The following is a 24,005-nucleotide window of genomic DNA, read 5'->3' on the forward strand; positions in this document are numbered from 1 at the left end:
TTGACTGTTCTGCGCTGTTTAGCAAGACAGCAGTTCGAGATCAGCGTGTGAGTCACCTAAACCCGGCGTCGAACCACGACGTCACCACTTTCCAGGAGAGCCAAAGACATGAAGAAGACTTTAGCTGCCCTTGTCGCCGTTACCACGATTGCCGGTTCGCTGGCGGTTGCTCCGGCTGCCAAGGCTGGTGACGGCGGCGCCGTCGCGGCCGGCGTTGCCGGCGGCCTGATCGGCGGCGCCCTGCTCGGCGGCGCGATTGCTGGCGCTCGCCCGGCCCCGGTCTATGTTGCACCGGCCCCGACCTACGTCGAAGAAGCTCCGTGCCGCTGGGTTCGTGAACGCTTCTGGGACGGCTACGGCTGGCGCTTCCGTCGCATCCAGGTTTGCGACTGATCGACCGACACGCTTTCAGCATCACCCTCGAAAACCCGGCCTCGCGGCCGGGTTTTTGTTTTCCGCCACCAGGCAGGCTTGGCTATCAGCGCTGCCCGTTCATCGCGCGCAGCACCGCCTCGCTCGGCCAGCAATCGACCTTCAGCCCGGCCTGCTTCTGATAGGCGCCGAGCGCGGCGCGGGTCTGCATCCCGGCCTTGCCGTCGAGCTTGTCCTTGTAGAGCCCGATCTTCGTCAGCTGCTGCTGCATCGCCTCGACGTCGGCCGAGCGCAGCTGCTTCGACGCCGACCATGGCGTCGCGAATGGCTGCGGGCTCGTCATGCGGTCGGCGAGATGGCCGACGAACAACACATAGAGGTCGGAGAAATTGTACTCCTTGATCACGAAGTAGTTCGGCGTGGTCAGGAAGGCCGGACCGTAAATGCCTTCAGGCTGCAGCAGCGAGGCCGATTGCGCCTGCTCGGTGGCGCTGAGCCTCGCGCCGCGCACCGGCACGAAGCCTGCCCGCAGCCACTGGCTGATCGGTTTTGTCACTTCGGGCACACCGATTGTGCAATCGGCATTGGCGGGTGCTGTGACCTCGTAGGCCCAGCGCACGCCGGGCTGCCAGCCCTTGTTGACGAGCTGCTGCGCGGCGGAAGCGAGCGCGTCCGGCACCGAGTGCCAGATGTCGACCCGGCCGTCGCCGTCGAGGTCGACGCCGTGCTTGTAATATTCCGACGGCAGGAACTGGGTGTAGCCGGTCGCCCCGGCCCAGGATGAGCGCAGCTCCTTGCGCGTCACGACGCCCTCACCGAGGATCTTCAGCGCGAGGATGAACTCGGTACGGTACTGATCCTTGCGCCGGCCGACATAGGCCTGCGTCGCCACCACGCGCAGCGCGTCGTAGGGCAGCGAATAGCGGCCATAGTCGGTCTCGCGGCCCCAGATCGCCAGCACGATGGTGGCGGGCACGCCGAACCGCTTCTCGATCGCGTCGAGCGACGGACGATACTTCTGCAGCAGCCGCTGCCCCTCCGCGGCGAGCCGCGCGATCGAGGCTTCCTTGATGTAGTCGGCCGGCACCTGGACGAACTCGGCCTGCGCCGGCGCGCCGGTCTTGGGACGTCCGGGCAGGATCAGGTCGGGCAGCTTGTAGTCGGGCTCTAGGGAGCGCGTTTCGCGATCGAAGGTTTCGCGCGACACGCCGGCCGCCTTGGCCTCCGGCCACAGCGAGGCGATGAACTGGGTGAACGCGGCGTCGGCAGCGTATGCGGGCCGTTGCAGCGGCGCACACAGCAGCACCGCGCATGCGACGATGGTGGCTGGCCATTTCATGATCGATCTCACCTAGTGTCCCGAATCCGAAGTTCGCATCACTCGCCGCACCTTCGGAGCGAACTTCGGATTCGATAAGGACACTAGCAAACTTATGACTCTAGTGTGCTTTATGAATGCGAAGTTCGTGAAAGCGGCTGCCGCGAAATCGCACGAACTTCGCATCGGCTTGCCGCGCTTTCGGTTCACCTCTCCCCGTCGGGGAGAGGTCGGATTGCTCTCGGCGATGCGAAGCATCGTCCAGTGCAATCCGGGTGAGGGCTCTTGCTCTCTCGATAGACCGTAACCCCTCACCCGATTTGCTGCGCAAATCGACCTCTCCCAAGGGAGAGGTGAACTTTCGACGCCGTTCCGGCTCAGCCTGATCTCATCAAGCTTTAGTTGTCTCGGCTAATGCCCACCCTGCTGCTTGGCACCCTCGATCGAGTCGTTCGACAGCTTGTCGACGATGGCGATGCCGATCGCCGACAGGATGAAGACGCAGTGGATGATGGTCTGCCACATCACGCCGGTCTCGGTGTAGGTGCCCTTGCCGGACGACAGCGCACCGGCCTCGATGAAGGTGCGCAGCAGGTGGATCGAGGAGATGCCGATGATCGCCATCGCCAGTTTGATCTTCAGCACGCTGGCATTGACGTGGCTGAGCCATTCCGGCTCGTCCGGATGTCCCTGCAGATTGAGGCGCGACACGAAGGTCTCGTAGCCGCCGACGATCACCATCACCAGCAGGTTCGAGATCATCACGACGTCGATCAGGCCGAGCACGGCCAGCATGATCTGCTGCTCGCTGAAATCGAAGGCATGGGCGAACAGGTGCCACAGCTCCTTCAGGAACAGCACGACATAGACGCCCTGGGCGATGATCAGGCCGACATAGAGGGGCAATTGCAGCCAGCGCGATCCGAAGATCAGCATGGGAACGGGACGCAGCGACCGGCCCTTCGAGCGGGCGGGCGCGTCTGATAGTGCGGACATGTTGGAGTGCTCGCGGAATTGAGAATTGCGGAGCGCTCTATCTACGCAATCCCGCGCACTTGAAAAGCGACAACTGGCCGCAGATTGCGCCGCGATGCCGTCACGATCCTGCAAACGAGGAACGGTCGAGCGCGGCAAGATGGCCGCGTCGACCGCTTGAACCGATTCACCGAGTCAGCTTCTTGTACTTCACGCGGTGCGGAATGATGCTGTCCTGGCCGAGCCGGCGCATCTTGTCCTTTTCGTAATCCTGGAAGTTGCCTTCGAACCATTCGACATGGCTGTCGCCCTCGAAGGCCAGGATGTGGGTCGCGATGCGGTCGAGGAACCAGCGATCATGGCTGATGATGACGGCGCAACCGGCAAAATCCTCCAGCGCCTCTTCCAGTGCACGCAACGTGTCGACGTCGAGGTCGTTGGTCGGTTCGTCGAGCAGCAGCACGTTGGCGCCCGACTTCAGCATCTTGGCGAGATGCACGCGGTTGCGTTCACCGCCCGACAGCGCGCCGACCTTCTTCTGCTGGTCGGCGCCCTTGAAGTTGAACGCCGAGCAATAGCCGCGCGAATTGACTTCCTTCTTGCCGAGCAGGATCAGCTCGTTGCCGCCGGAGATTTCCTCCCACACGGTCTTGTTGCCATCGAGCGCGTCGCGCGACTGGTCGACATAGCCGAGATGCACGGTCTCGCCGACCGTGATGGTGCCCTTGTCGGGCGTCTCCTGCTTGGTGATCATCTTGAACAGCGTGGTCTTGCCGGCGCCGTTCGCGCCGATCACGCCGACGATGCCGCCGGGCGGCAGCTTGAAGGTGAGATCGTCGATCAAAAGCCGATCGCCGAAGCCCTTGCTGAGGCCCTCGAAGTCGACGACGTTGGCGCCGAGCCGCTCGGCGACCGGGATGATGATCTGCGCGGTCTGGGTCTGCTTCTCGCTCGCCTTCTTGAGCAGATCCTCATAGCGCTGGTAGCGCGCCTTCGACTTGGCCTGGCGCGCCTTCGGCGAGGACGCCACCCATTCCTGCTCGCGGGCCAGCGTCTTCTGGTGCGCGGCGTCTTCGCGCCCCTCCTGCTCGAGCCGCTTCTGCTTCTGCACCAGCCAGGACGAGTAGTTGCCCTCGTAGGGAATGCCGCGGCCGCGGTCGAGCTCGAGGATCCAGCCGGTGACGTTGTCGAGGAAGTAGCGATCGTGGGTCACGATCAGGATCGCGCCGGGATAGTTGCGCAGATGGCCTTCCAGCCATGACACCGACTCGGCGTCGAGATGGTTGGTCGGTTCGTCCAGCAGCAGCAATTCCGGCTGGTCGAGCAGCAAGCGGCACAGCGCGACGCGGCGGCGTTCACCGCCCGAGAGCTTGGTGACATCGGCATCGTCGGGCGGGCAGCGCAGCGCGTCCATCGCCTGGTCGACCTTGCTGTCGAGATCCCACAGGCCCTGCGCCTCGATCTCGTCCTGCAGCTTGGTCATTTCGTCGGCCGTCTCGTCCGAGTAGTTGACGGCCAGCTCGTTGTAGCGGTCGAGGATCGCCTTCTGCTTGGCGACGCCGAGCATGACGTTCTCACGGACATTGAGCGCGGGATCGAGGTGCGGTTCCTGCTCGAGATAGCCGACACGGGCGCCCTCGGCGACCCAGGCCTCGCCGTTATACTCCTTGTCGAGGCCGGCCATGATCCTGAGCAGCGTCGACTTGCCCGAGCCGTTGACGCCGAGCACGCCGATCTTGGCGTCCGGATAGAAGCTCAAATGGATGTTATCGAGCACCTTCCGGGTCGGATACGCCTTGGTCAGACCCTGCATGAAATAGATGAACTGGCGAGCCATCCGCTGTCCCTGGAATTGATCCGATTTGTGGAAATTTTGCTGCCGCCGATGTAACGGCCGGCCCCCGAAAGCGCAACCGCGGGGCGGTCGTTTTCCATCCGTTCACCACGTTCCGTCCATTCGCCACGGGTGATTACGGGGTCGGCGCCCTGTGCGCGCCGAATCACGACAATTGAAACTATCTTTTAATAAATCAGGCCAAAACTCGTTCTCAACGCCGAAAACGGCGATTTTCGCGGCAGAACCGCGATCAAACAGTTGAGGCCGCGTCATGGCTACCATCATTTCAGCCCCTCTTTCGCGCCCAACGACCAAACGCGAGGCGACGCTGTTCGCCGAATTCAGCGCGTTCTGGCGGGCTTTCATTGCCAGGGCTTTCAATTCCTACCGGCCGGAACTGCACTACATGCGCGGCCCGGGTCCGGCCTGCCGTGCCAAGCAGACGGCGCTGTCGCCTGCGGTCCGCTCGATGCTCGCCGATATCCGCACCGCGAAGACGCGCAAGCCATCCTGAGCTATGTGACAATCGCCGCATTTTGAAACCGCGGCCGCTTGCGCGACTGCCGATTGCGCGTAACCATCCGGGGCTTCCCGACGGTTCATTGCCCGCCGTCGCCCTCACCCTGAATGGACCCTTCCGATGACGCGGCTCCGCTGTGCAATCCTCGACGACTATTTCGACATCGCGCTGTCGCTGGCCGACTGGCCGTCGATCGGGGACCGCGTCGAGGTCACCGTGTTCGACAAGCCGTTCGCGAGCGAGGCGGAAGCAGCGGCCAAGCTCAGGGAATTCGAGATCATCTGCGCGATGCGCGAGCGCACGCCGTTCCCGCGCAGCCTGCTCGACGCGCTGCCCAGGCTGAAGCTCCTGATCACATCGGGCATGCGCAACGCCGCGATCGACATGGAGGCCGCCAAGGCGCGCAACGTGGTGCTGTGCGGCACCCAATATAGCCGCGATCCCACCGCGCCGCTGACCATGGGCCTGATCCTGGAATTGACCCGCGGCATCGGCCGCGAGAATGCGCGGATGCACACCGGCGAGCCGTGGCAGAGCTTTGCCGGCACCGAGATCGAGGGCAAGACGCTCGGTGTCATCGGCCTCGGCAAGCTCGGCAGCAAGGTCGCCGGCATGGCCAAGGCGTTCGGCATGAACGTGATCGCCTGGAGCCCCAACCTGACGCCGGAGAAATGCAAGGAGGCCGGCGTCGGCTACGCCGGCAAGGACGAACTGTTCGCGACATCGGACATCATCACTATCCATGTCGTGCTGAGCCCGCGCTCGCGCGGACTGGTCGGCGCCGCCGATCTCGCCCGCATGAAACCATCAGCCTATCTCGTCAACACCGCACGCGGGCCGATCGTCGACGAAGACGCGCTGTTTGCGGCATTGCGCGAGAGGAAGATCGCCGGCGCCGGCATCGACGTGTTCTCGGTCGAGCCACTGCCGTCGGATCATCCGCTTCGCAAGCTCGACAACGTCGTGATCACGCCGCACCTCGGCTATGCGACGCGCGAGAGCTTGCAAACGCATTATCAGCAGATGGTCGCGTGCATCGACGCCTTCACCAAAGGCGGCGAGCCGCCGCAGCGCCTGGCCTGACCAGAACATTCGCTGCGGCTAGCGCAAGATGAATTTAGATCGAATCGGTTCGACCGCGGCTTCGTTTCACCTCTCCCCAGCGGGGAGAGGTCGATTTGCGCAGCAAATCGGGTGAGGGGCCGCAGCGCTAACGAGAGACCGTAATCCCTCACCCGGCGCTGCGCGCCGACCTCTCCCAAGGGAGAGGTGAAATCCCACCGCCGCTCGAGCTCAACCTAATCTCATCACGCTTTAGCCGAGCCAGCGGAATGCGCGTTCGAGCTCGGCGCGGCCGTTCCGGTCGTACCAGCGGCCATGGGCGAGGATGATACGTTCCGGATCCCATCCGATCATGCAGGCTACGGCGGCCTTCAGCGCCGCCTTGTCGCGCCGGAATGTCAGACGCATGTCGCGCGGCATACTGCCGTCCGGATCGCGCACGCCGCCGATCCAGGTCAGCAATCGCATCAACGGCGAACCAATTCGTTTGGCTTCAAAATTCTCGATCAGGTCGGTGAGCACCAACGTGCGTGACTTCAGATGGAAGAACACGGCCTCCGTCATGTAGCTGCCGGCCACCGGAAGCGTCGCAATCCATTCATCCCAGGGATAGCCCGATCGCTGCTCCAGCGGCTCGCCATCGAGAGCCAGCCGATCACCGGCCTGCTGTGCGATGCCGCGCGCGAGAAAGACACGCGCGTCGGGATAGGCCGCATGCCATTGCGGTATCCACCAATAATGCAGGCGGTTCGGCCCGATGATCCAGTGCGGCCTGCCCAGACGGGCAATCTCGGCCTTGAGTTCATCCACCAATGGGGTCGGCGAATGAATGAAGAGCTGCGCGCCGGGCAGACGCAGGATCGTGGCGCGGGTCGGAAACGGCATCGCGAACCCGCGCGGACCGAACCGGATCACCGGGCCGTCGACGATCCACACATCGTCGGCGACCAGTTTCGGCGTGTTCAGCGGTGGATAGGTCAGGCGGGATTCCAGCATCGCATAGCCTCATAGCGGCAACGTCGAAACAGACAGGCTGGTTGCAACAAAAAAGGCGCGCCGTTGGCGCGCCTTTTTCAATGATCAACTTGCCGATTGGCCTAGCGCACGGTGACCGGCGCTGGCAGCGGCTGGACCGAGGTCGGCTGCGTGCCGGGCAGCGGCGCGGCCTGGGCCTGCGTCGGCGCGGGAGCCATCGGGTTGGGCGGCGGCGCGGCGGAAGCCGTCGTCGTTCCCGGCGGCGGGCCACCGGGCAGCACGACCACGCGGGTGCCGACCTTGGCGCGTTCGAACAGGTCCGAGACGTCCTCGTTCAGCATGCCGATGCAGCCCGACGAGACGAACTTGCCGATGGTCGACGGCTGGTTGGTACCGTGAATGCGGTACACGGTCGAGCCGAGATACATCGCGCGGGCGCCGAGCGGGTTGCCGGGGCCGCCTGCCATGAAGCGCGGCAGATAGGGCTGACGCTCGATCATCTCGGTCGGCGGATGCCAATCCGGCCACTCGGCCTTGCGGGTGATCTTCTGCACGCCGGTCCAGGTGAAGCCGTCGCGGCCGACGCGGACGCCGTAACGGATCGCCCGGCCGTTGCCCAAGACATAATAAAGGTAGGTGTTCGCCGTATCGACGACGATGGTGCCTGCCGGCTCCTTGGTCGCGAACGCCACTTCCTGGCGACGCAGATTCGGAGCCAGTTGCGCCGGACCGTCTTCCGGCTGCTCGTCCGGCGGCAACGCTGCGATCTGCACCGGCTTGCCATTGGCATCGACCGGCGCCTGCTGATGCGGCACCGCTCCGGTCACGCCCTCGGGCGGACGCATGCCGCCGCGATCGTCGCCATAGGACACGCCGGCTGCCGGAACGCCATTGTCTCGGTTGGCCTGCTGCGCGCCCGGACGATCGCCATAGATCACCGGCGGCGGCCCCATGGGACGGCCATAGCGCGGATCATCGGGCGACATCACAGGACCAGTCGGCGCACCGCGGTCGGAGTAGACCGGCTGGGAATTCATCGGGCGGCCGTAGCGCGGATCGTCCGGCGACATCACGGGACCGGACGGCGCACCACGATCGGAATACACCGGCGCATTCATCGGGCGGCCATAGCGCGGATCATCCGGCGACATCACCGGGCCGGGCGGCGGCAGCGCGGCCGAATTGCGCGGCACATCTTCATCGTCGAGCGAGTCGAAATCCGGCATGTTGCCCTGCGAGTAGGGCTGCGGCGCGACCGAATAGGCCGGGCCCTGGGGAGCCGGATAGCCCTGCTGCGCACGCGCAAGCGAGGTTCCCGCCACGCCGAGAGCCGCGGCAGCGCAAATCGTCAGAATGCGGTTGATCATCATTGCTCTATTATAGTCCCCAAGCCACACTGGACTGTTAACGGCCCAATGCAGGAAGATAGCGGCGCATTCAAGACAAATCCGCGAAATCCGGGCCATTTCGGGCTTTTGTGATGTGCGGTCAGCGCTGCGGCAAAGATGTCCCATGGGTTGGGGAATGTTTGTCCACCTGCCCAAAGTCATCAATCACCCGCATTTTGTAACAAACAGTCTCCGAGGGTTGCGATATCTTCGAATCGGCCTGATTCGCGCTCGCGACGCCGGCCTTCTTGTGTGGTCACCGCGTTCCCTCGACATCAAAGACCCTCCCGCAGAAGGGGGAACCCGCGCCCATGCTCCCCGGCCTTCGATTCCTGTTCGCCGCGATCGTGCTGGCGACGTCGCTTCTGGTGTTCGGGTTAGGAGCAGCCGCGCTGTTTCGCGCGGCGCATGAGGAATTCGCCAGCATTCCGGCCCGCCGGGCGCCGCCCGAGCCGCAGTTCGCGCAGCAGCCCGAGGCCCCGCCGGTGCTCGCCATGGTGCGGGTCGAGCCATCAGCCGCAGACAAGACGGCGGCCGACAGTCCGCCGCCCTCGATACCGTCCGAGCCAGTCGCATCCGAGCCGGCTGCTCCTGCCGAAGCCGCGCCTCCTGCCGAAGCCTTGCCTCCTGCCGAGCCGGCGAAGCTCGCCGCGGTGAAGGCGGATGATCCGCCGCCCGCCCCGCCGAATCAGGAAGCCCAGACGGTCGAAACTCCCGCACCGGTGCAATCCGCCGAGGTCGCTCAGCAGCCTCCTGCCGCGGATCTGTCGCCCGCACCGCAGCCCGCACCGGTATCCGCGGAAGCGGCACCGGCGCCGGCCGCGGCCAAGGTCGCGGCCGTTACCGATCCGCCTGCCGCACCCGGCGAACCCGCGCCCGCAGCACCGGCCCCCGCGATGGCTGCGCCGGAGCCGACACCACAGCCGTCACCCGAAGCGATCGCAGCCGCGACCAGGATCGCAACGCTGGGCGGGCCCGAAGTTGTCGTCGAAGCGCCGGCAGCGCCGAAGGCCACCAAGGCGAAGAAGCCGGAGCGCAACGCGACCAGCAAGCCGGCACATCGCAAGGAGCGCCGGCGGATCGTCCGCGCGCCGCCAGTGCGGCAGGCCGTTCAGCAGCAGCTCGATCCGTTCGGCAACCCGACCCTGGTGCCGCTCACCCGGCGTTAGAAGCTATTTATCAGGCTGGCCCCGTCGCGATCGGCGGGCCGCTCGCCTGTCCCCATTCCGACCATGAGCCGTCATAGAGCGCGGTGTCGGTGACGCCGAGCCGGTAGAGCGCGAGCGTCAGCACGCCGGCCGAGACACCGGAGCCGCAGCTCGTCACGATCGGCGCATCGAGCTTCACGCCGGCACCGCTGAACGACTTGCGCAGATCGTCGAGCGGCTTCATCTCGCCGGTCGCCGCATCGAACAGTTGGTTGTAGGGCACGTTGCGGGCGCCCGGGATGTGGCCCGCGCGGATGCCCGGCCGCGGCTCCGGCGCACGGCCCTCGAAGCGTTCGGCGGCGCGCGCATCGACCACCTGCTCGGCGCGGCTTTCGACATTGGCGATCATCTGCTCGATGCTGCGCACGCGCTTCGGATCGTAGCTCGCCGCGAAGGTCGCGGGCTTCGGCTTCACCTCGCCGCTCTCGACCGCCCTGCCCTCGGCGCGCCATTTCTTCAGACCGCCGTTGAGAATGCGCACATTGCGATGGCCATAGGACAGGAACATCCACCAGGCGCGCGGCGCGGCGACCCAGCCGCCGGCGTCATAGATCACGACGGTATCGGTATTGCTGACGCCGAGCCCGCCGACGTCGCGGCCGAACTGCTCGGCGCTCGGAAACATGTGCGGCAGCGGATTGGAATGATCGGACACCGCATCGACGTCGAAGAACACGGCGCCGGGCAGATGCGCAGCGAGGTAGTCGTCCTTCGGCAGCGGCAGCACGCCGGGCAGCTTGAAGGTCGCGTCAAGCACCTTGACGTTGGCGTCGCCGAGATGCGCAGCCAGCCATTCGGTCGAAACGAGCGGATCGTCGGTGGTTGTCATCTTACCTGTCTCTCCATCGTCATTGCCGGACTTGATCCGGCAATCCGTCTTGCTTCGAAACGATGGACACGCGGGTCAAGCCCGCGTGTGACATCCTGGCTTAGCCCTTCTTCTTCGGCTCCCATGCCTCGATCGGACCGCCGGCCTCGCGCCAGGCGGCGAAGCCGCCGCCTATATGCGCGACCGGCTTCAAGCCCATGTCCTTCGCGGTCTTGGCCGCGAGCGCCGAGCGCAGACCGCCGGCGCAGTGGAAGATGAACTTCTTGTCTTCCTGGAAGATCGGCTTGGCGTAGGGACTGTTCGGATCGATCCAGAACTCGAGCATGCCGCGGGTGCAGGCGAACGCGCCGGGGATCTTGCCGTCGCGCTCGATCTCGCGGGGATCGCGGATGTCGACGATGACAACGTCGTTCTTGCCGATCAGCGTAATCGCATCGGCGGCGCTGATGGTCTCGATCTCAGCATTGGCCTCGTCGATCATCACCTTGATGCCGCGGTGGATGTGCTGGGGCATGGAGCTCTCTCCCTGGATGTTGTTGGCGCGCCCGCCGGCGCGCGACGCCTTGTGCGGCTACCTTACCAGCTCCCGCATCGCGTTCTCCAGACCTTCGATCGTGATCGGATACATGCGCTCGGAGAACAGGCGGCGGATGATGGTGGTCGATTCCGAATAGTCCCAGTGCTTCTGCGCCACCGGATTGAGCCACACCGCGTGCGGATAGGTGCGCGTGATGCGGTCGAGCCAAACCGAGCCGGCCTCTTCGTTGACATGCTCGACCGAGCCGCCTGGCACCATGATCTCGTAAGGCGACATCGAGGCGTCGCCGACGAACACCACCTTGTAGTCGTGCGGATACTTGTGCAGCACGTCCCAGGTCGGCGTGCGATCGGTAAAGCGCCGCTTGTTCTGCTTCCAGACACCTTCATAGAGGCAGTTGTGGAAGTAGAAATATTCCATGTGCTTGAATTCGCTCTTGGCGGCCGAGAACAGTTCCTCGACCTGCTCGATATGCGAATCCATCGAGCCGCCGATATCGAAGAACACCAGCACCTTGACCGCATTGCGCCGCTCGGGCCGCATGTGCACGTCGAGATAGCCGTGGTTGGCGGTCTCCTTGATCGTGGTGTCGAGATCGAGTTCGTCGGGCGCGCCGGTGCGCGCGAACTTGCGCAGCCGCCGCAGCGCGACCTTGATGTTGCGGATGCCGAGCTCGACATTGCCGTCGAGATCCTTGAACTCGCGCTTGTCCCACACCTTCACGGCGCGGTTGTTGCGGTTCTTCTCCTGCCCGATCCGCACGCCCTCGGGATTGTAGCCATGGGCGCCGAACGGCGAGGTGCCGGCGGTGCCGATCCATTTGCTGCCGCCCTGGTGGCGGCCCTTCTGTTCCTCGAGCCGCTTCTTCAAGGTCTCCATGAGCTTGTCCCAGCCCATGGCCTCGATCTGCTTCTTCTCTTCCTCGGTGAGATATTTCTCGGCGAGCTTCTTCAGCCACTCCTCGGGGATCTCCGCCTTGCCCATGGCGTCGAGCAGGCTCTCGAGCCCCTTGAACACGGTGCCGAACACGCGGTCGAACTTGTCGAGATTGCGCTCGTCCTTCACCAGGGCGGCGCGCGACAAATAGTAGAAGTTCTCGACGGTCTGTTCGGCGAGATCGGCGTCAAGCGCTTCCATCAAGGTCAGATATTCCCGTAGCGTCACGGGGACCTGGGCGTCGCGCAGCGATGTGAAGAACTGCAGGAACATACTCACCTAGATCGCCCGCTGGACCGGTGGCGTCAAGGGGCCGAGCCATGCCGAGACCGGCGATCCGCCTTGATATGGCCCCTGGCGCCAGGTCTTGCGGGGTCCACCCAACGACGCCCCGCCCCGTATCCGTGCGTCGGTCATTCCGCGCGGCGGAAACATGACGATCGACATTCCATGCGCGCCGCGCCGTTCAGGGTACCGCTGCGCCGCGGAATCCGCCCTAGACCGCCCCGCTTTTTCAATTACAATTGCGCCTGACAAGACATTGGGCAGGACGTTTGAATGGGCATCATTGCGGCACTGGTGATCGGTGCGATTGCCGGCTGGCTCGCGGGGCTGATCGTGCGCGGCGCGGGCTTCGGACTGATCGGCAACATCGTTGTCGGCATCATCGGCGCGTTGGTGGCGAGCTGGCTGCTGCCGCAACTCGGCATCAGCCTCGGCGGCAGCGCGGTCCGCGACATCGTCAACGCGACGATCGGTGCCGTCGTCGTGCTGGTGATTCTGTCGCTGATCAGGCGGGCCTGATCGAACAATCGGCATTTCCGACGGCCGCTGCGAGAGCGGTCGTTTCATGTTGAGGCCCAAGGTGAGACCCATGCGGCCAACGAACGAAGCAAGGCAAACAGATCGATGAAATTCACGGGTACCAAGGACTACGTCGCCACCGATGACCTCAAGGTCGCCGTCAATGCCGCCATTGTGCTCGAGCGCCCGCTGCTGGTGAAGGGCGAGCCCGGCACCGGCAAGACCGTGCTGGCCGAAGAAGTCGCCAAGGCGATCGATGCGCCGCTTCTGACCTGGCACATTAAGTCGACCACCAAGGCGCAGCAGGGCCTCTACGAATACGACGCGGTGTCGCGCCTGCGCGACAGCCAGCTCGGCGACGCGCGCGTCTCCGACATCAAGAACTACATCAAGCGCGGCAAGCTGTGGGAGGCTTTCACCAACGAGAAGCGCCCGGTGCTCCTGATCGACGAGATCGACAAGGCCGACATCGAATTCCCCAACGACCTCCTGCTCGAACTCGACCGCATGGAGTTCCACGTCTACGAGACCGGCGAGACCATCAAGGCGAAGCTGCGCCCGATCGTGATGATCACCTCGAACAACGAGAAGGAACTGCCGGACGCCTTCCTGCGCCGCTGCTTCTTCCACTACATCAAGTTCCCCGACGCCGACACCATGAACAAGATCGTCGACGTGCACTTCCCCGGCATCAAGAAGCGGCTGGTGGAAGAAGCGCTGCGGATCTTCTTCGAGGTCCGCGAGGTGCCGGGCCTGAAGAAGAAGCCGTCGACCTCCGAGTTACTCGACTGGCTCAAGCTGCTGCTGAACGAGGACATCACGCCCGAGATGCTCAGGGAGCGCGACCCGCGCAAGCTGATCCCGCCGCTGCATGGCGCGCTGCTCAAGAACGAGCAGGACGTACACCTGTTCGAGCGGCTGGCGTTCCTCAGCCGCCGCGAAGTCTAGTACACGCAAGCGCCGGGGCATTCGCTCCGGCGTTTTGCTGAACCGCTCCAACCAACAAGAAGACCAGGGAAGATGAACGTCCAGACCCAAATCCGCGCCGCCGAGCCCGTCACGACCGAGCATTTCGACGTCCTGATCGCGGGCGCCGGCATCTCCGGCGTCGGCGCCGCCTACCACCTCACCACGCAGTGCCCGGGCACCAGCTTCGTGGTGCTGGAGACGCAGAAGACTTTCGGCGGCACCTGGTCCACCCACCGCTATCCCGGCATCCGTTCCGACAGCGACCTGCACACGTTCGGATACCGCTTCAAGCCGTGGACCAGCGCTCCGATCGCCAGCGCCGCCGAGATCCTGAAATACATGGGCGAGGTGATCGAGGAGAACGACCTCGCCCGCCACATCCGCTATCGCCACACCATCACCGCGGCGAACTGGTCGAACGAGACCAATCTCTGGACCATCGATGCCACGCGCATCGACACCGGCGAGCACCTGCGCTTCACCAGCAACTTCTTCTGGATGTGCCAGGGCTACTACCGCCATGACGCGGGCTACACGCCCGAATGGACCGACATGGCGAAGTTCAAGGGCACGGTGGTGCATCCGCAGACCTGGCCCGATGATCTCGACTACAAGGGCAAGCGCGTCATCGTGATCGGCTCCGGCGCCACGGCCGCGACCCTGATCCCGGCGCTGGCCAAGGACGCCGGACACGTCACCATGCTGCAGCGTTCGCCGACCTATTTCCGCACCGGCCGCAACGCGATCGAGATCGCCGAGGAACTGCGCCGGCTGCAGGTCGACGAGGCCTGGATCCACGAGATCACCCGCCGCAAGATCCTGTTCGAGCAGGACGCGTTCACCAAGCGGACCTTCGCCGAGCCCGAGGGCGCCAAGAAGGACCTGCTGGCGGCGGTCGAGGCCGTCCTCGGCAAGGACTTCGACATCGCCACCCACTTCACGCCGCGCTACCGGCCGTGGCGGCAGCGCATCGCCTTCATCCCGGATGCCGACCTGTTCCACGCCATCAAGGGCGGCAAGGCCTCGGTCGTCACCGACGAGATCGAGCGCTTCACCGAGACCGGCATCCTGCTCAAGTCCGGCAAGGAGCTCGAGGCCGACATCATCATCACCGCGACCGGCTTCCACCTGTCCGCGAACGGCGGCATCGACTTCGCAATCGACGGCAAGCCGCTCGACTTCAAGGACACCGTGACCTATCGCGGCATGATGTTCACCGGCGTGCCGAACCTCGTCTGGGTGTTCGGCTATTTCCGCGCCAGCTGGACCTTGCGCGTCGATCTGGTCGCTGACTTCGTCTGCCGCATGCTCAAGCACATGAAGGCGACCGGCGCGAAGAAAGTGACGCCCGAGCTGCGCCCCGAAGACCACAACATGCCGCTGCTGCCGTGGATCGATCCGGAGAACTTCAACCCCGGCTACATGATGCGCGGCATGCACCTGCTGCCGAAACGCGGCGACAAGCCGGAATGGCAGCACAACCAGGACTACTGGGCCGAGAAGGACGAATTCCCGGCGATCGACCTTGAGGACAAGGCGTTCGTCTACGGCTGAGCTCCTGCAAGTTTCCCGTTATCCTGAGTTGCTAACGGCCACACACTCTCCGCTGTCGTCCCGGCGAAGGCCGGGACCCATACTCCGCGGCGGATGTTGTCGACGGGACTCGTCATTCCACTGACACGCAACAATGACCTCGGTGATTGGGTCCCGGCCTTCGCCCATAGGCGCTAAGATAGTTTGATCATTGCCTGATAGCGGCGCTTGCGTCTGGGGGGCTCGCGCAGATGTCGCCGGAGAGCACGGCTTGCTCTGCGCAGACAAGCGATCGTGGGTTGGGGAATGACGGCTTGGAGCAATGAGGCGATGAGCTGACGTAGCAGGCGCCATGCGGAAGGTCCGGTCAGGCGGCTTCGTCCAAGCGGGGAGAGTCCTCGAGTTCGTCGACCAACGGCTCGAGCAGTAGAGTGATCAGCAGGTGAGCGAGGATATGGGGTTTAGCGGACCGCTGGTCAGTTCCGGGAGGTCCCTTCAAGCCAATCAAGCTCTTCAGCCGCTTGAAGCCGAGCTCAATCCGCCATCGCAACCGGTAGAGGGCAATGACGTCAGCAGCCGTGAAGTCCTCGCCCTTGAGCGAGGTCGCCAGGATTACCCAATCTGCGGCCTCAAGCGTTTGCCTGGAGAGTTGATGGCCTCCCTTCTGGGCTGTCCTGCGTGCCTTGCGTCGCGCCTCCGCGGCCGCATGCGCCGGCTTTTTGACCGCGACCAAGCGCACAGCAAGCGGTTGCGCACCGGACTTGCGCTCTATCCAGATCGGTCGATCGATCATGCCGCCTGCCAAGGCCTTGCGCAGCTCTGCGATGAGATCGACAAGGTTGCCGTTGCGATCCAGCCAACGCGCGCTCTTCCAGCCCGCGCGGATCACGAAGTCCGCGCCGGCATCGACCAGATGCGCCATGCGCTCTGGTTGCAGGTAGGCACGGTCGGCAAGACGGATCTCGCCGGCAGTCACGGGTATCCGATCCAGTGTCTCGCCTGCGCCCTCATCGGTCAGCTCGAAGTGCCCAAAGCGCTCTTGCGGAAGATCGAACGCACTGTGGATACGCCACACTGCGTTGTTTTGCCTGCCCTCGGTTCCGGCTTTGGGGACCGTCGTGGCGTCAACGATGCGGATCAGCCGACCGCGGCTTGCCTTCGGCGCACCACTCGCAAGTGCCTGACCTATCAGTTGCGCCAGCCAATCTCCGGACTGACGCAAGCGATACAACAGAGCCACGTTGGAGATGTCGACAAGGCCCACCGACGTCGCCCACGCCGCCGTCAGCCGCAAACCCCGCGTGCCCAGACAATACGCAAGGATCAGCCGCAGCAAATCAACCGCATTGGTGATCTCGCGCGGACGAACAAACGCCTTCGTCTCGCGCGCGCCAACCTCCAGAGCCTCAGCCCCACCAAGCCGAGCAACAACACGCGCCCAGTCTTCGTTCACAAGCGATTCGTGTCTCATCCCTTCTTGGAATCACATACAAATTCAACGCGCAAATCCTATTTTAGCGCCTATGGGCCTTCGCCGGGACGACGCTGAACGGTTATCGTCGTACGAACAGCCCCTCACGCATATTCCGGCAGCTTCGCGGCGGCCTCGGGGGTCTTGCCGCGGATCATGTCGGAGGCCTTGTCGGCGATCATCAAGGTCGAGGCGTTGAGATTGGCTGAGATCATCCGCGGCATGATCGAGGCGTCGATCACGCGCAGGCCCTCCATGCCGTGGACCCGAAGCTGGTCGTCGACCACGGCCCAGGGCGCGTCGGCCGGGCCCATCCGGCAAGTGCAGCCGGGATGGAAGGTGGTGGTGCCGCGCTGGGTCGCGGCCGCGAGCAACTCGTCGTCGCTCGTGACCTTCGGACCCGGAAAATCCTCATAGGCGAAATACGGCTTGAGCGGCTCGGAGGCGAGCAGCCGGCGCGCCAGCTTCATGCCGGCGACGACGACGCGGCGGTCGATCTCCTCGGCGAGATAGTTGGTCTGGATGATCGGCGGCGCGAACGGATCGGCGGAGCGGATCCGGACATAGCCGCGGCTCTCCGGCCGCTGCTGCCATGAGGCCACCGTCATGCCGGGCTCGTCCTCGAGCTGGCCCTGCACGCCTTCCTTGTAGCTCGCCGGCGTGAAGGTGAGCTGCAAATCGGAGCTCTCGGTGGTCTCGCCGGAATGCCAGAAGCAGTAGACCATGGTCGGCGACAGCGACAGCAGGCCGCGCCGGGTCGTCGCCCATTTGATCGCCTCGCCCCACAGGCTGAGGCCGCGGCGTAGCTCGTTGATGGTCCGGATGTTCTTGACCCGCGCCACCGAGCGCGGCGCGTAGTGATCCTGCAGGCCTTCGCCGACACCGGGCAACGCGTGGCGCACTTCGATGCCGTGCGACCGCAACAGCTCGGGCGAACCGACGCCGGAGAGCTGCAACAGCTGCGGCGAGTTGTAGGCGCCGCCGGAGAGGATGACCTCCTTGGTGGCGCGGATCTCCAGCGGATCGCCGTGCTTGCCGCCGCGATTGTAGCGCACGCCGACCGCGCGCTTGCCCTCGAAGATGATGCCGGTGACATGCGCATGCGTGCGCACGTCGACATTCGGCCGCTTCCGCGCCGGATGCAGGAATGCGGTCGCAGCGCTGACCCGGCGGCCGTTCAGGATGGTGCGCTGGCAGTAGGAGACGCCCTCCTGGATCTGGCCGTTGTAATCGGGATTGCGCGGAATGCCGAGGCTGACCGCGCCCGCCATGAAGGCCTCGCAGAGCGGATCCTGCCAGTCCATCGTGGTGACGGTGAGATTGCCGTTGCGGCCGCGATAGGTGTCGTCGCCCTCGCCGATCCGACGCTCCATGCGCCGGAAGTACGGCAGCACGTCGGGATAGCCCCAGCCGCGATTGCCGAGCTGCGCCCAGGTGTCGAAGTCCTGGCGCTGGCCGCGATTGTAGATGTGGCCGTTGATCGAGGACGAGCCGCCGAGAGTCTTGCCGCGTGGCGCATAGATGCTGCGGCCGCCGGTGTAGGGACCGGGCTCCTGCTGATAGGCCCAGTTCACGCTCTTCATGTGGAAGGTCTTGATGAAGCCGGCCGGCAGATGGATGTAGGGATGCCAGTCGCTCGGCCCTGCCTCGAGCACGCACACCCTGACAGCAGCGTCTTCGCTCAACCGGTTGGTCAGCACGCTCCCGGCGGAGCCTGCGCCGATGATCACATAATCGAACGTTTCCATCGTCTCGCTTCTGGCGCCGACCAACGCGTCAGCGCGGCTTTTCGTTGAGTTGATAGTTGAGATGCGCCTTCACCGTCGGCCATTCGCTGGCGATGATGCTGTAAACCACGGTGTCGCGCAACGTGCCGTTGGGCGCGATCTGATGGCTGCGCAGGATGCCGTCCTGCTTGGCGCCCAAACGCTCGATGCCGCGCCGGCTCTGGTGATTGAAGAAGTGCGTGCGGAACTCGACCGCGATACAATCGAGCTTCTCGAAGGCATGTTGCAGCAGCAGCAGTTTGCACTGCGTATTGACCGCGCTGCGCTGCACACGCTTGGCGTACCAGGTCGAGCCGATCTCGACGCGGCGGTTCGGCGTGTCGACGTTCATGTAGGTCGTCATGCCCGAGATCCGACCGTCGGCATCGAACACGGTGAACGGCAGCATTGATCCGACCGCCTGCAAGCCGAGCCTTCGGTCGATCTCCTTGGCCATGTTCTCCGGCTGCGGGATCGAGGTGTACCAGAGTTGAGAGAGATGGCCGTCCTTCACTGCGTCGACGAGACCGTCGCGATGATCATGGGACAGCGGTTCGAGCCGCGCATGCGCGCCGCGAAGGGTGACCGGTTCAAGCCAGGGCATTCGAATATCCTCTACGTAGAAGCGGGTCTCACTCTAATCGTCATTGCGAGCGAAGCGAAGCAATCCATCTATCCGCACATGTGGAGGGATGGATTGCTTCGTCGCTTTGCTCCTCGCAATGACGGCGAGCGCATCATCTATTCAGAAAATTCAGCGGCAATCCCGGCCGTGACCAGTCCATCGCGATCAGTTCGCCCCTGCCGGACAGCGTGATGTAGGCGGTCTTCAGGTCGGGTCCGCCGAAGGCGATGTTGGTGGTGACGCGATCGCCGGTCGGCACCTGCTCGACCACCGTGCCGTCAGGCGCGATCACCGAGATGCAGCCTGAAATCAGCGTCGCGACGCAGACATTGCCCGATGCTTCGACGGCGAGCGAATCGAACATCTGGTAGCCGCCGAGGCCCGCGATCGGCTTGCCGCGTTCGCCGCGATAGATCACGTCGCGCGGCTTGATGGTGCCGGGCTCGGACACCTCATAAGCCCACAGCCGCGCCGTCGGCGTCTCCGCGATGTAGACAGTCTTCTCGTCCGGCGACAGGCCGATGCCGTTGGCGGGCAGAATGCCGTGCACGGCCTCGACGATCTCGTTCATGCCAGGCTTCAGATAATAGAACGCGCCGACATCCATCTCGCGGGCGCGACGCTTGCCGAGATCGGAGAACCACAGGCCGCCCTGTCTGTCGAACACCAGGTCGTTCGGCCCACGCAGTTCATGCTCGCCGCACTTCGTCACCACAGTCTCGACCTTGCCGGATTGCAGATCGACGCGCTGGATCGAGCCGCCGAGATAATCCTCCGGCTGCGGTCCCGGCATGATCATGTTGCGGGTCGGGATCCAGGAGAAGCCGCCATTGTTACAGACGTACATCTTGCCGTCCGGGCCGAGCGCCGCGCCGTTCGGGCCGCCCGGCACCTTGGCCACGATCTCCTTGCGCCCGTCGGGATAGACCCTGGTCAGCCGCTGGCCGCGGATTTCGACCAGCACGACCGAACCGTCGGGCATGACGACCGGACCTTCGGGAAACTCGAGATCGGTGGCGAGTACGCGGATATTGGCCATGGCATCCTCCCGGCTCATTGGCTGCAGGCGGATTCCGAACGGTCCCGCACGCGCAACGTTGTTGTTTCGTCCTGTTATGGCAAACGGGGTTTGGCTTGCCAAGCAATCAGCGGCGCAACGCTGCCCGGCGTTGAGTTGGGATGGTGCGGCAAATGATGCTGTCGTCCTGCAGGGACCCATAACCACAGGGTTGCGTTGTCGGAGCAGGCTGCCGCCACAGCGTCGCGCAACAATGATCATTGGTGTTTGTGGGTCCCGGGTCGCGCTGCGCTTGCCCGGGACGACATCGAGTATGCGGTGCTGTCGCGAGTCATACCCTGGCATGAATGGATTCCGAACTCTTGCGGAGCCTGTCATCGGGGCGCGCACTCGCGCGACCCGTTGGCGGGCCACGGAATGACGAAGAGGAGCGCCCTCAGCTCAGCGTGCCCGCATGTACCCACCAGCCGGGGTGAGCGGCGCGAAGCTGTTCGCCGGCGGCCTGGGCGTCGGCATCGGTTCCGAACACCGCAAAGCAGGTTGCACCGGAGCCCGACATGCGCACCAGGCGAACGTCCTTGGTCGCACGCAGCGCGGACAAGACGTCGCTGATGACGGGCTCGATGCGCGCGGCCGGGGCCTCGAGATCGTTGGTGCCGCGCGCAAGTGCGGCGATCCAGTCGTCGACCGCGCGGCCGGCCTCCGGCCAGGACGGCGCCTGCATCATGACATCGGTGGCGCCGATCAAAAGCTCGCCATGGCGCAGGCCAAGCGCATTGAAGACATCCTTCGTCGCAACCGGCACGCGCGGATTGACCAGCACGCACGGCATTTTCGGCAGGTCGAGCGGCAACAGGCCCTCGCCGACGCCGGTCATGTCGCAGGCGCGCGAGGCGACGCACACCGGCACGTCGGCGCCTGTCTGCAGCGCGACCTCCATAATCCTGCTATCGTCGAGCGAGAGTTCGTTGAGCCGCGCCAGCAGCCGCAGCGCGGCCGCGGCATCCGCCGAACCACCGCCGATGCCGGCCGCAACGGGCAGCACCTTCTCCAGCGTGAAGTGGCCGACCTCGAGGTCCGCGACGCGCTCGCGGAGCAGCCGCGCGGCCTTGAGCACCAGATTGTCCGAGGTGTCGCCGCAGGCATCGGCCAGCGGCCCCAGCATCGAGAGCGACAGTTCGGGCCCCGGCTCGAGCGTGAGACGGTCGGCGCAATCGGCAAACGCGACGACGCTCTCGAGGTCGTGAAACCCATCGACGCGCCGCCCGACAACCCTGAGCGTCAGGTTGACCTTTGCACGCCCTTCTTCAATCAGCGCCGGCACGGCGATAAACCCCTAAAGACAAATATCGTGCTGCGATTAGCGTAAATCGCCTCACGATCCTATCCCTTTGTTTGCACGGAAATTCCGGGGGTATCCCGGCTCAGGCGCCGCATCCGCCGCCGTCGTCCCTGCGAAGCAGGGACCCATATTCCGCGGCGGACGTTGTGAACGGGATTCGTCGTTCGGGCAGTCTGCAACAATACTCATCGGTGGTTACAGGTCCCTGCTCCCGTGCAATTGCGCACTAGGCAGGGACGACACCGAATTTGCGGCACCCGCAAGCCCTAGCCGCCCTTGCCGCCCTTGCCGTCCTCGTCCTTCTTCTTGTCGGCGGAGGCGGCGTTCGAGGTGTCGTCCGGCAGGCCGTTGTCGATCTTGGCCTGGATCTTCGGCAGCTCTTCCGGCTCGGGCTTGAGGTCGCGGGCGTGCGCCCACTGGAACTTGGCTTCCAGCGTGCGGCCGACGCGCCAATAGGCGTCGCCGAGATGGTCGTTGATGGTCGGATCTTCCGGCTTCAGGTCGATCGCGCGCTCGAGGTTCTTCACCGCTTCGTCGTAATTGCCGATCCGGTAATAGGCCCAGCCGAGGGAATCGACGATGTAGCCGTCGTCAGGGCGCTGATCGACGGCACGCTTGATCATCTTCATGCCTTCGTCGAGGTTGATGCCCTGGTCGATCCAGGAATAGCCGAGATAGTTCAGCACATGCGGCTGCTCGGGCTGTAGCTCGAGCGCCTTGCGCATGTCGGCCTCGGCCTTGTTCCACTGCTTGGAGCGCTCCTCGCAGATGCCGCGGTAGTAATAGGTGACCCAGGCGTTCTTGTCGCCGCCGGCGGCCGGCAGCGCATCGATCGCCTGCGAATAGGTGGTGGCGCAATCGGCGAACTTCTTGCGGCCGCGCTCGATGTTGCCGAGCGCGAGGATCGCCTCGATATCCTTCGGCTGATCGGCGGTGACTTCCTTGAGGATCTTGATCGCCTCGTCGCTGCGGTCGGCGGCGTCGAGATTGGTCGCAAGCTGGATCTGCGCATTGCGCTTCAGCGGCGAGGACGCCGGCATCCGCTCGTAGACCTTGATCGCCATCTGCGGCTTCTTCACCGATTCGTAGAGATCGGCGAGCGACAGCAGCGCCAACGGATGGTTCGGCTGCAGATAGAGCGCGAGCTGCAGATAGACCAGCGCGAGGTCCTCGCCGCCGCGGCGGGTCAGCGTCGCACCGATGCCGTACAGCGCCTCGGCGGCGCCGGCCTGCGGGGAATCGATCAGCGGCGGCAGCTTCTTGCCGGCCTTGGTTTCCTTGATGCCCTCCAGCACCAGCGGATGACGCGGCAGCTTCTTGTCGAATGCCTCGTACATCGCGGTCGCGGCGGCGGCATCCTTGTTGCGCGAGGTCCAGCGCGCATATTCGTCGACCGTGCGCAGCATCGAATCGTCGAGCTTGTAGACCTTTTCGAAGCGGGCGCCGGCATCCTTCTCCTTGCCGGACAGCTCGTAGATCATGCCGGCGTGCAGATCCTTGAAGATCGGATACCACTCCGGGCCGGTCAGCTTGTCGATCGAGGCGACCGCGCCCTTGCTGTCGCCGGCGCCATAGGCCGCCCAGGCCGACAGCAGCGTCGCCACCAGGTCGGTAATCGGGCCGCGCACCGACTGGTTGATGTTGGACTGCGCGGCGGCGTATTTCTTCAGCTTGAGGTCGCGCACGCCGACGACGAGGCGCGCGACGCGGTTGGCCTTGTCCTGGGTCAGGATGCGGTCGGCGAGCTTGACCGCCTCCTCGATGTCGCCGTCGGCGAGCGAGGAGATGAAGGCGCGGTCGAGCAGCTCGGAATTCTTCGGGTCGGTGCGCAGTGCCGAGCGGTAGAACGCCGCAGCGGAGGCCGCATCGCGCTCGACACTGGCGTGGCGGGCGGCCAGATAGCTGCCGGCGGTGGTCAGCGACTTCAGGTCAGTCTTGCTCGGGAATTGCGCGGCATTGTCGGTCGGATGGTCGGGTGTCTGCGCCGCAAGCTGCGCAGGCACGGCAAGCGCCGCGGCAGCAAGAACGGCAATCGTCAGGCGGTTGAAACGGGTGGACAGCATCACGGTCGCCTTGCTCCAGGGGTTTAAGGCCACGAAGGATTTACGGCCAAGATCTTCGCGACAAGATCCTGCGATCAGTCTCAAAATGCGAACCCAAGCGGCGGCATCCCGGCGAGCGACAATGCCGCTTTTGGCGTTTATCCGCAAGGATCGCCCAAAGGTAACCCATGCCGAATCGATTGGCAGATTAGGCCGTTAGGCCTGCCGATCCAGCCAGCCCACCGCAAGACCCTCCCACTATGGCGGTATCGTGACCGGCCCCGGCATATTCGCGTGCGGAAGCAAAAAGCGCCTCGGGAGGCTCGCCACCCAGCCAGTTCCACCTCTCCCCTTGCGCGAGAGGTCGGAATTCAAGCGAAAGCTTGAATTCCGGGCGAGGGATTCAGGTCTATCCGTCGGTCGAAGTCCGGTACTCCTCACCCGGATTGCATCCGTCGATGCAATCCGGTCTCTCCC

Annotated in this window: 21 protein-coding genes; 7 read left to right on the plus strand and 14 right to left on the minus strand. The window is 64.5% G+C overall.

Translation table 11 applies throughout. From position 1 onward, the window contains the following. Window positions 1-108 precede the first annotated feature (108 nt). The gene (locus ACVW1C_RS09700; protein WP_029084043.1) at window positions 109-393 is read left to right on the plus strand and encodes a hypothetical protein; all 285 of its coding nucleotides are present in this window, start codon (window positions 109-111) and stop codon (window positions 391-393) included. Window positions 394-478: 85 nt separating this feature from the next. Here the strand turns inward: ACVW1C_RS09700 and ACVW1C_RS09705 are convergent, their stop codons facing one another. The 3 genes from ACVW1C_RS09705 to ettA form a co-directional block, all read right to left on the minus strand. Next, window positions 479-1,711, minus strand: a complete 1,233-nt coding sequence (locus ACVW1C_RS09705) for a lytic murein transglycosylase (RefSeq protein WP_456758230.1) — start codon at window positions 1,709-1,711, stop codon at window positions 479-481. A gap of 390 nt (window positions 1,712-2,101) precedes the next feature. Continuing rightward, window positions 2,102-2,686, minus strand: coding sequence for a TIGR00645 family protein (locus ACVW1C_RS09710; protein ID WP_097672860.1), 585 nt, complete (start codon window positions 2,684-2,686; stop codon window positions 2,102-2,104). A 166-nt stretch (window positions 2,687-2,852) separates the two neighbouring features. Beyond that, entirely contained in the window at window positions 2,853-4,502 is a 1,650-nt protein-coding gene (ettA, locus tag ACVW1C_RS09715) for an energy-dependent translational throttle protein EttA (protein ID WP_456758231.1), read from the minus strand. A gap of 271 nt (window positions 4,503-4,773) precedes the next feature. Between ettA and ACVW1C_RS09720 the strand changes: the two genes are divergently transcribed. Both ACVW1C_RS09720 and ACVW1C_RS09725 read left to right on the plus strand, forming a co-directional pair. Continuing rightward, window positions 4,774-5,016, plus strand: coding sequence for a hypothetical protein (locus ACVW1C_RS09720; RefSeq protein WP_456758232.1), 243 nt, complete (start codon window positions 4,774-4,776; stop codon window positions 5,014-5,016). A 126-nt stretch (window positions 5,017-5,142) separates the two neighbouring features. Beyond that, window positions 5,143-6,105 carry a D-2-hydroxyacid dehydrogenase family protein gene (locus ACVW1C_RS09725; RefSeq protein WP_456758233.1) on the plus strand — a complete coding sequence of 321 codons (963 nt, stop codon included), beginning with the start codon at window positions 5,143-5,145 and terminating at the stop codon, window positions 6,103-6,105. 231 nt (window positions 6,106-6,336) lie between these two features. Here ACVW1C_RS09725 and ACVW1C_RS09730 read toward each other — a convergent pair whose 3' ends face one another. Continuing rightward, window positions 6,337-7,080 (minus strand): DUF4336 domain-containing protein, encoded by a 744-nt coding sequence (locus tag ACVW1C_RS09730; RefSeq protein ID WP_456758234.1) that lies wholly within the window; start codon window positions 7,078-7,080, stop codon window positions 6,337-6,339. 101 nt (window positions 7,081-7,181) lie between these two features. Continuing rightward, window positions 7,182-8,429, minus strand: a complete 1,248-nt coding sequence (locus ACVW1C_RS09735) for a L,D-transpeptidase family protein (RefSeq protein ID WP_456758235.1) — start codon at window positions 8,427-8,429, stop codon at window positions 7,182-7,184. A 329-nt stretch (window positions 8,430-8,758) separates the two neighbouring features. Here ACVW1C_RS09735 and ACVW1C_RS09740 point away from each other — a divergent pair, with 329 nt between their 5' ends. Further along, complete coding sequence (locus ACVW1C_RS09740) at window positions 8,759-9,616, plus strand: hypothetical protein (protein ID WP_456758236.1); 858 nt, start codon at window positions 8,759-8,761, stop codon at window positions 9,614-9,616. Window positions 9,617-9,626: 10 nt separating this feature from the next. On the opposite strand, the gene sseA is transcribed toward ACVW1C_RS09740, so the two are convergent. The 3 genes from sseA to ACVW1C_RS09755 all read right to left on the minus strand — a co-directional run bounded on the left by sseA (window position 9,627) and on the right by ACVW1C_RS09755 (window position 12,231). Next, window positions 9,627-10,484 (minus strand): 3-mercaptopyruvate sulfurtransferase, encoded by an 858-nt coding sequence (gene sseA / locus ACVW1C_RS09745; RefSeq protein WP_456758237.1) that lies wholly within the window; start codon window positions 10,482-10,484, stop codon window positions 9,627-9,629. Window positions 10,485-10,584: 100 nt separating this feature from the next. Continuing rightward, a complete protein-coding gene (locus ACVW1C_RS09750; RefSeq protein WP_456758238.1) occupies window positions 10,585-10,998 on the minus strand; it encodes a rhodanese-like domain-containing protein in 414 nt (137 codons plus the stop codon). A 57-nt stretch (window positions 10,999-11,055) separates the two neighbouring features. Next, window positions 11,056-12,231, minus strand: a complete 1,176-nt coding sequence (locus tag ACVW1C_RS09755) for a vWA domain-containing protein (RefSeq protein WP_050632069.1) — start codon at window positions 12,229-12,231, stop codon at window positions 11,056-11,058. A 285-nt stretch (window positions 12,232-12,516) separates the two neighbouring features. Here ACVW1C_RS09755 and ACVW1C_RS09760 point away from each other — a divergent pair, with 285 nt between their 5' ends. The 3 genes from ACVW1C_RS09760 (at window position 12,517) to ACVW1C_RS09770 (ending at window position 15,285) form a co-directional block, all read left to right on the plus strand. Next, complete coding sequence (locus ACVW1C_RS09760) at window positions 12,517-12,762, plus strand: GlsB/YeaQ/YmgE family stress response membrane protein (RefSeq protein ID WP_456758239.1); 246 nt, start codon at window positions 12,517-12,519, stop codon at window positions 12,760-12,762. 105 nt (window positions 12,763-12,867) lie between these two features. Beyond that, the gene (locus ACVW1C_RS09765; RefSeq protein WP_456758240.1) at window positions 12,868-13,710 is read left to right on the plus strand and encodes an AAA family ATPase; all 843 of its coding nucleotides are present in this window, start codon (window positions 12,868-12,870) and stop codon (window positions 13,708-13,710) included. 72 nt (window positions 13,711-13,782) lie between these two features. Continuing rightward, the gene (locus ACVW1C_RS09770) at window positions 13,783-15,285 is read left to right on the plus strand and encodes a flavin-containing monooxygenase (RefSeq protein WP_456758241.1); all 1,503 of its coding nucleotides are present in this window, start codon (window positions 13,783-13,785) and stop codon (window positions 15,283-15,285) included. Between the two features lie 346 nt (window positions 15,286-15,631). On the opposite strand, the gene ACVW1C_RS09775 is transcribed toward ACVW1C_RS09770, so the two are convergent. From ACVW1C_RS09775 to ACVW1C_RS09800, 6 genes are all read right to left on the minus strand, one after another. Next, window positions 15,632-16,717 carry an IS4 family transposase gene (locus ACVW1C_RS09775; RefSeq protein WP_456756830.1) on the minus strand — a complete coding sequence of 362 codons (1,086 nt, stop codon included), beginning with the start codon at window positions 16,715-16,717 and terminating at the stop codon, window positions 15,632-15,634. A gap of 122 nt (window positions 16,718-16,839) precedes the next feature. Further along, window positions 16,840-18,483: a GMC family oxidoreductase gene (locus ACVW1C_RS09780; protein ID WP_456758242.1), complete on the minus strand. Its 1,644-nt coding sequence runs from the start codon at window positions 18,481-18,483 to the stop codon at window positions 16,840-16,842. Window positions 18,484-18,511: 28 nt separating this feature from the next. Continuing rightward, window positions 18,512-19,105 carry a GNAT family N-acetyltransferase gene (locus tag ACVW1C_RS09785; protein ID WP_456758243.1) on the minus strand — a complete coding sequence of 198 codons (594 nt, stop codon included), beginning with the start codon at window positions 19,103-19,105 and terminating at the stop codon, window positions 18,512-18,514. A 133-nt stretch (window positions 19,106-19,238) separates the two neighbouring features. Next, entirely contained in the window at window positions 19,239-20,165 is a 927-nt protein-coding gene (locus ACVW1C_RS09790) for an SMP-30/gluconolactonase/LRE family protein (RefSeq protein ID WP_456758244.1), read from the minus strand. A 415-nt stretch (window positions 20,166-20,580) separates the two neighbouring features. Then, window positions 20,581-21,468 carry a 4-(cytidine 5'-diphospho)-2-C-methyl-D-erythritol kinase gene (locus ACVW1C_RS09795; protein WP_456758245.1) on the minus strand — a complete coding sequence of 296 codons (888 nt, stop codon included), beginning with the start codon at window positions 21,466-21,468 and terminating at the stop codon, window positions 20,581-20,583. A gap of 284 nt (window positions 21,469-21,752) precedes the next feature. Next, on the minus strand, window positions 21,753-23,549 hold the full coding sequence (locus tag ACVW1C_RS09800) for a tetratricopeptide repeat protein (protein ID WP_456758246.1): 1,797 nt from the start codon (window positions 23,547-23,549) through the stop codon (window positions 21,753-21,755). Window positions 23,550-24,005: the final 456 nt, after the last annotated feature.

The organism is Bradyrhizobium sp. USDA 4011 (genome assembly GCF_054063415.1).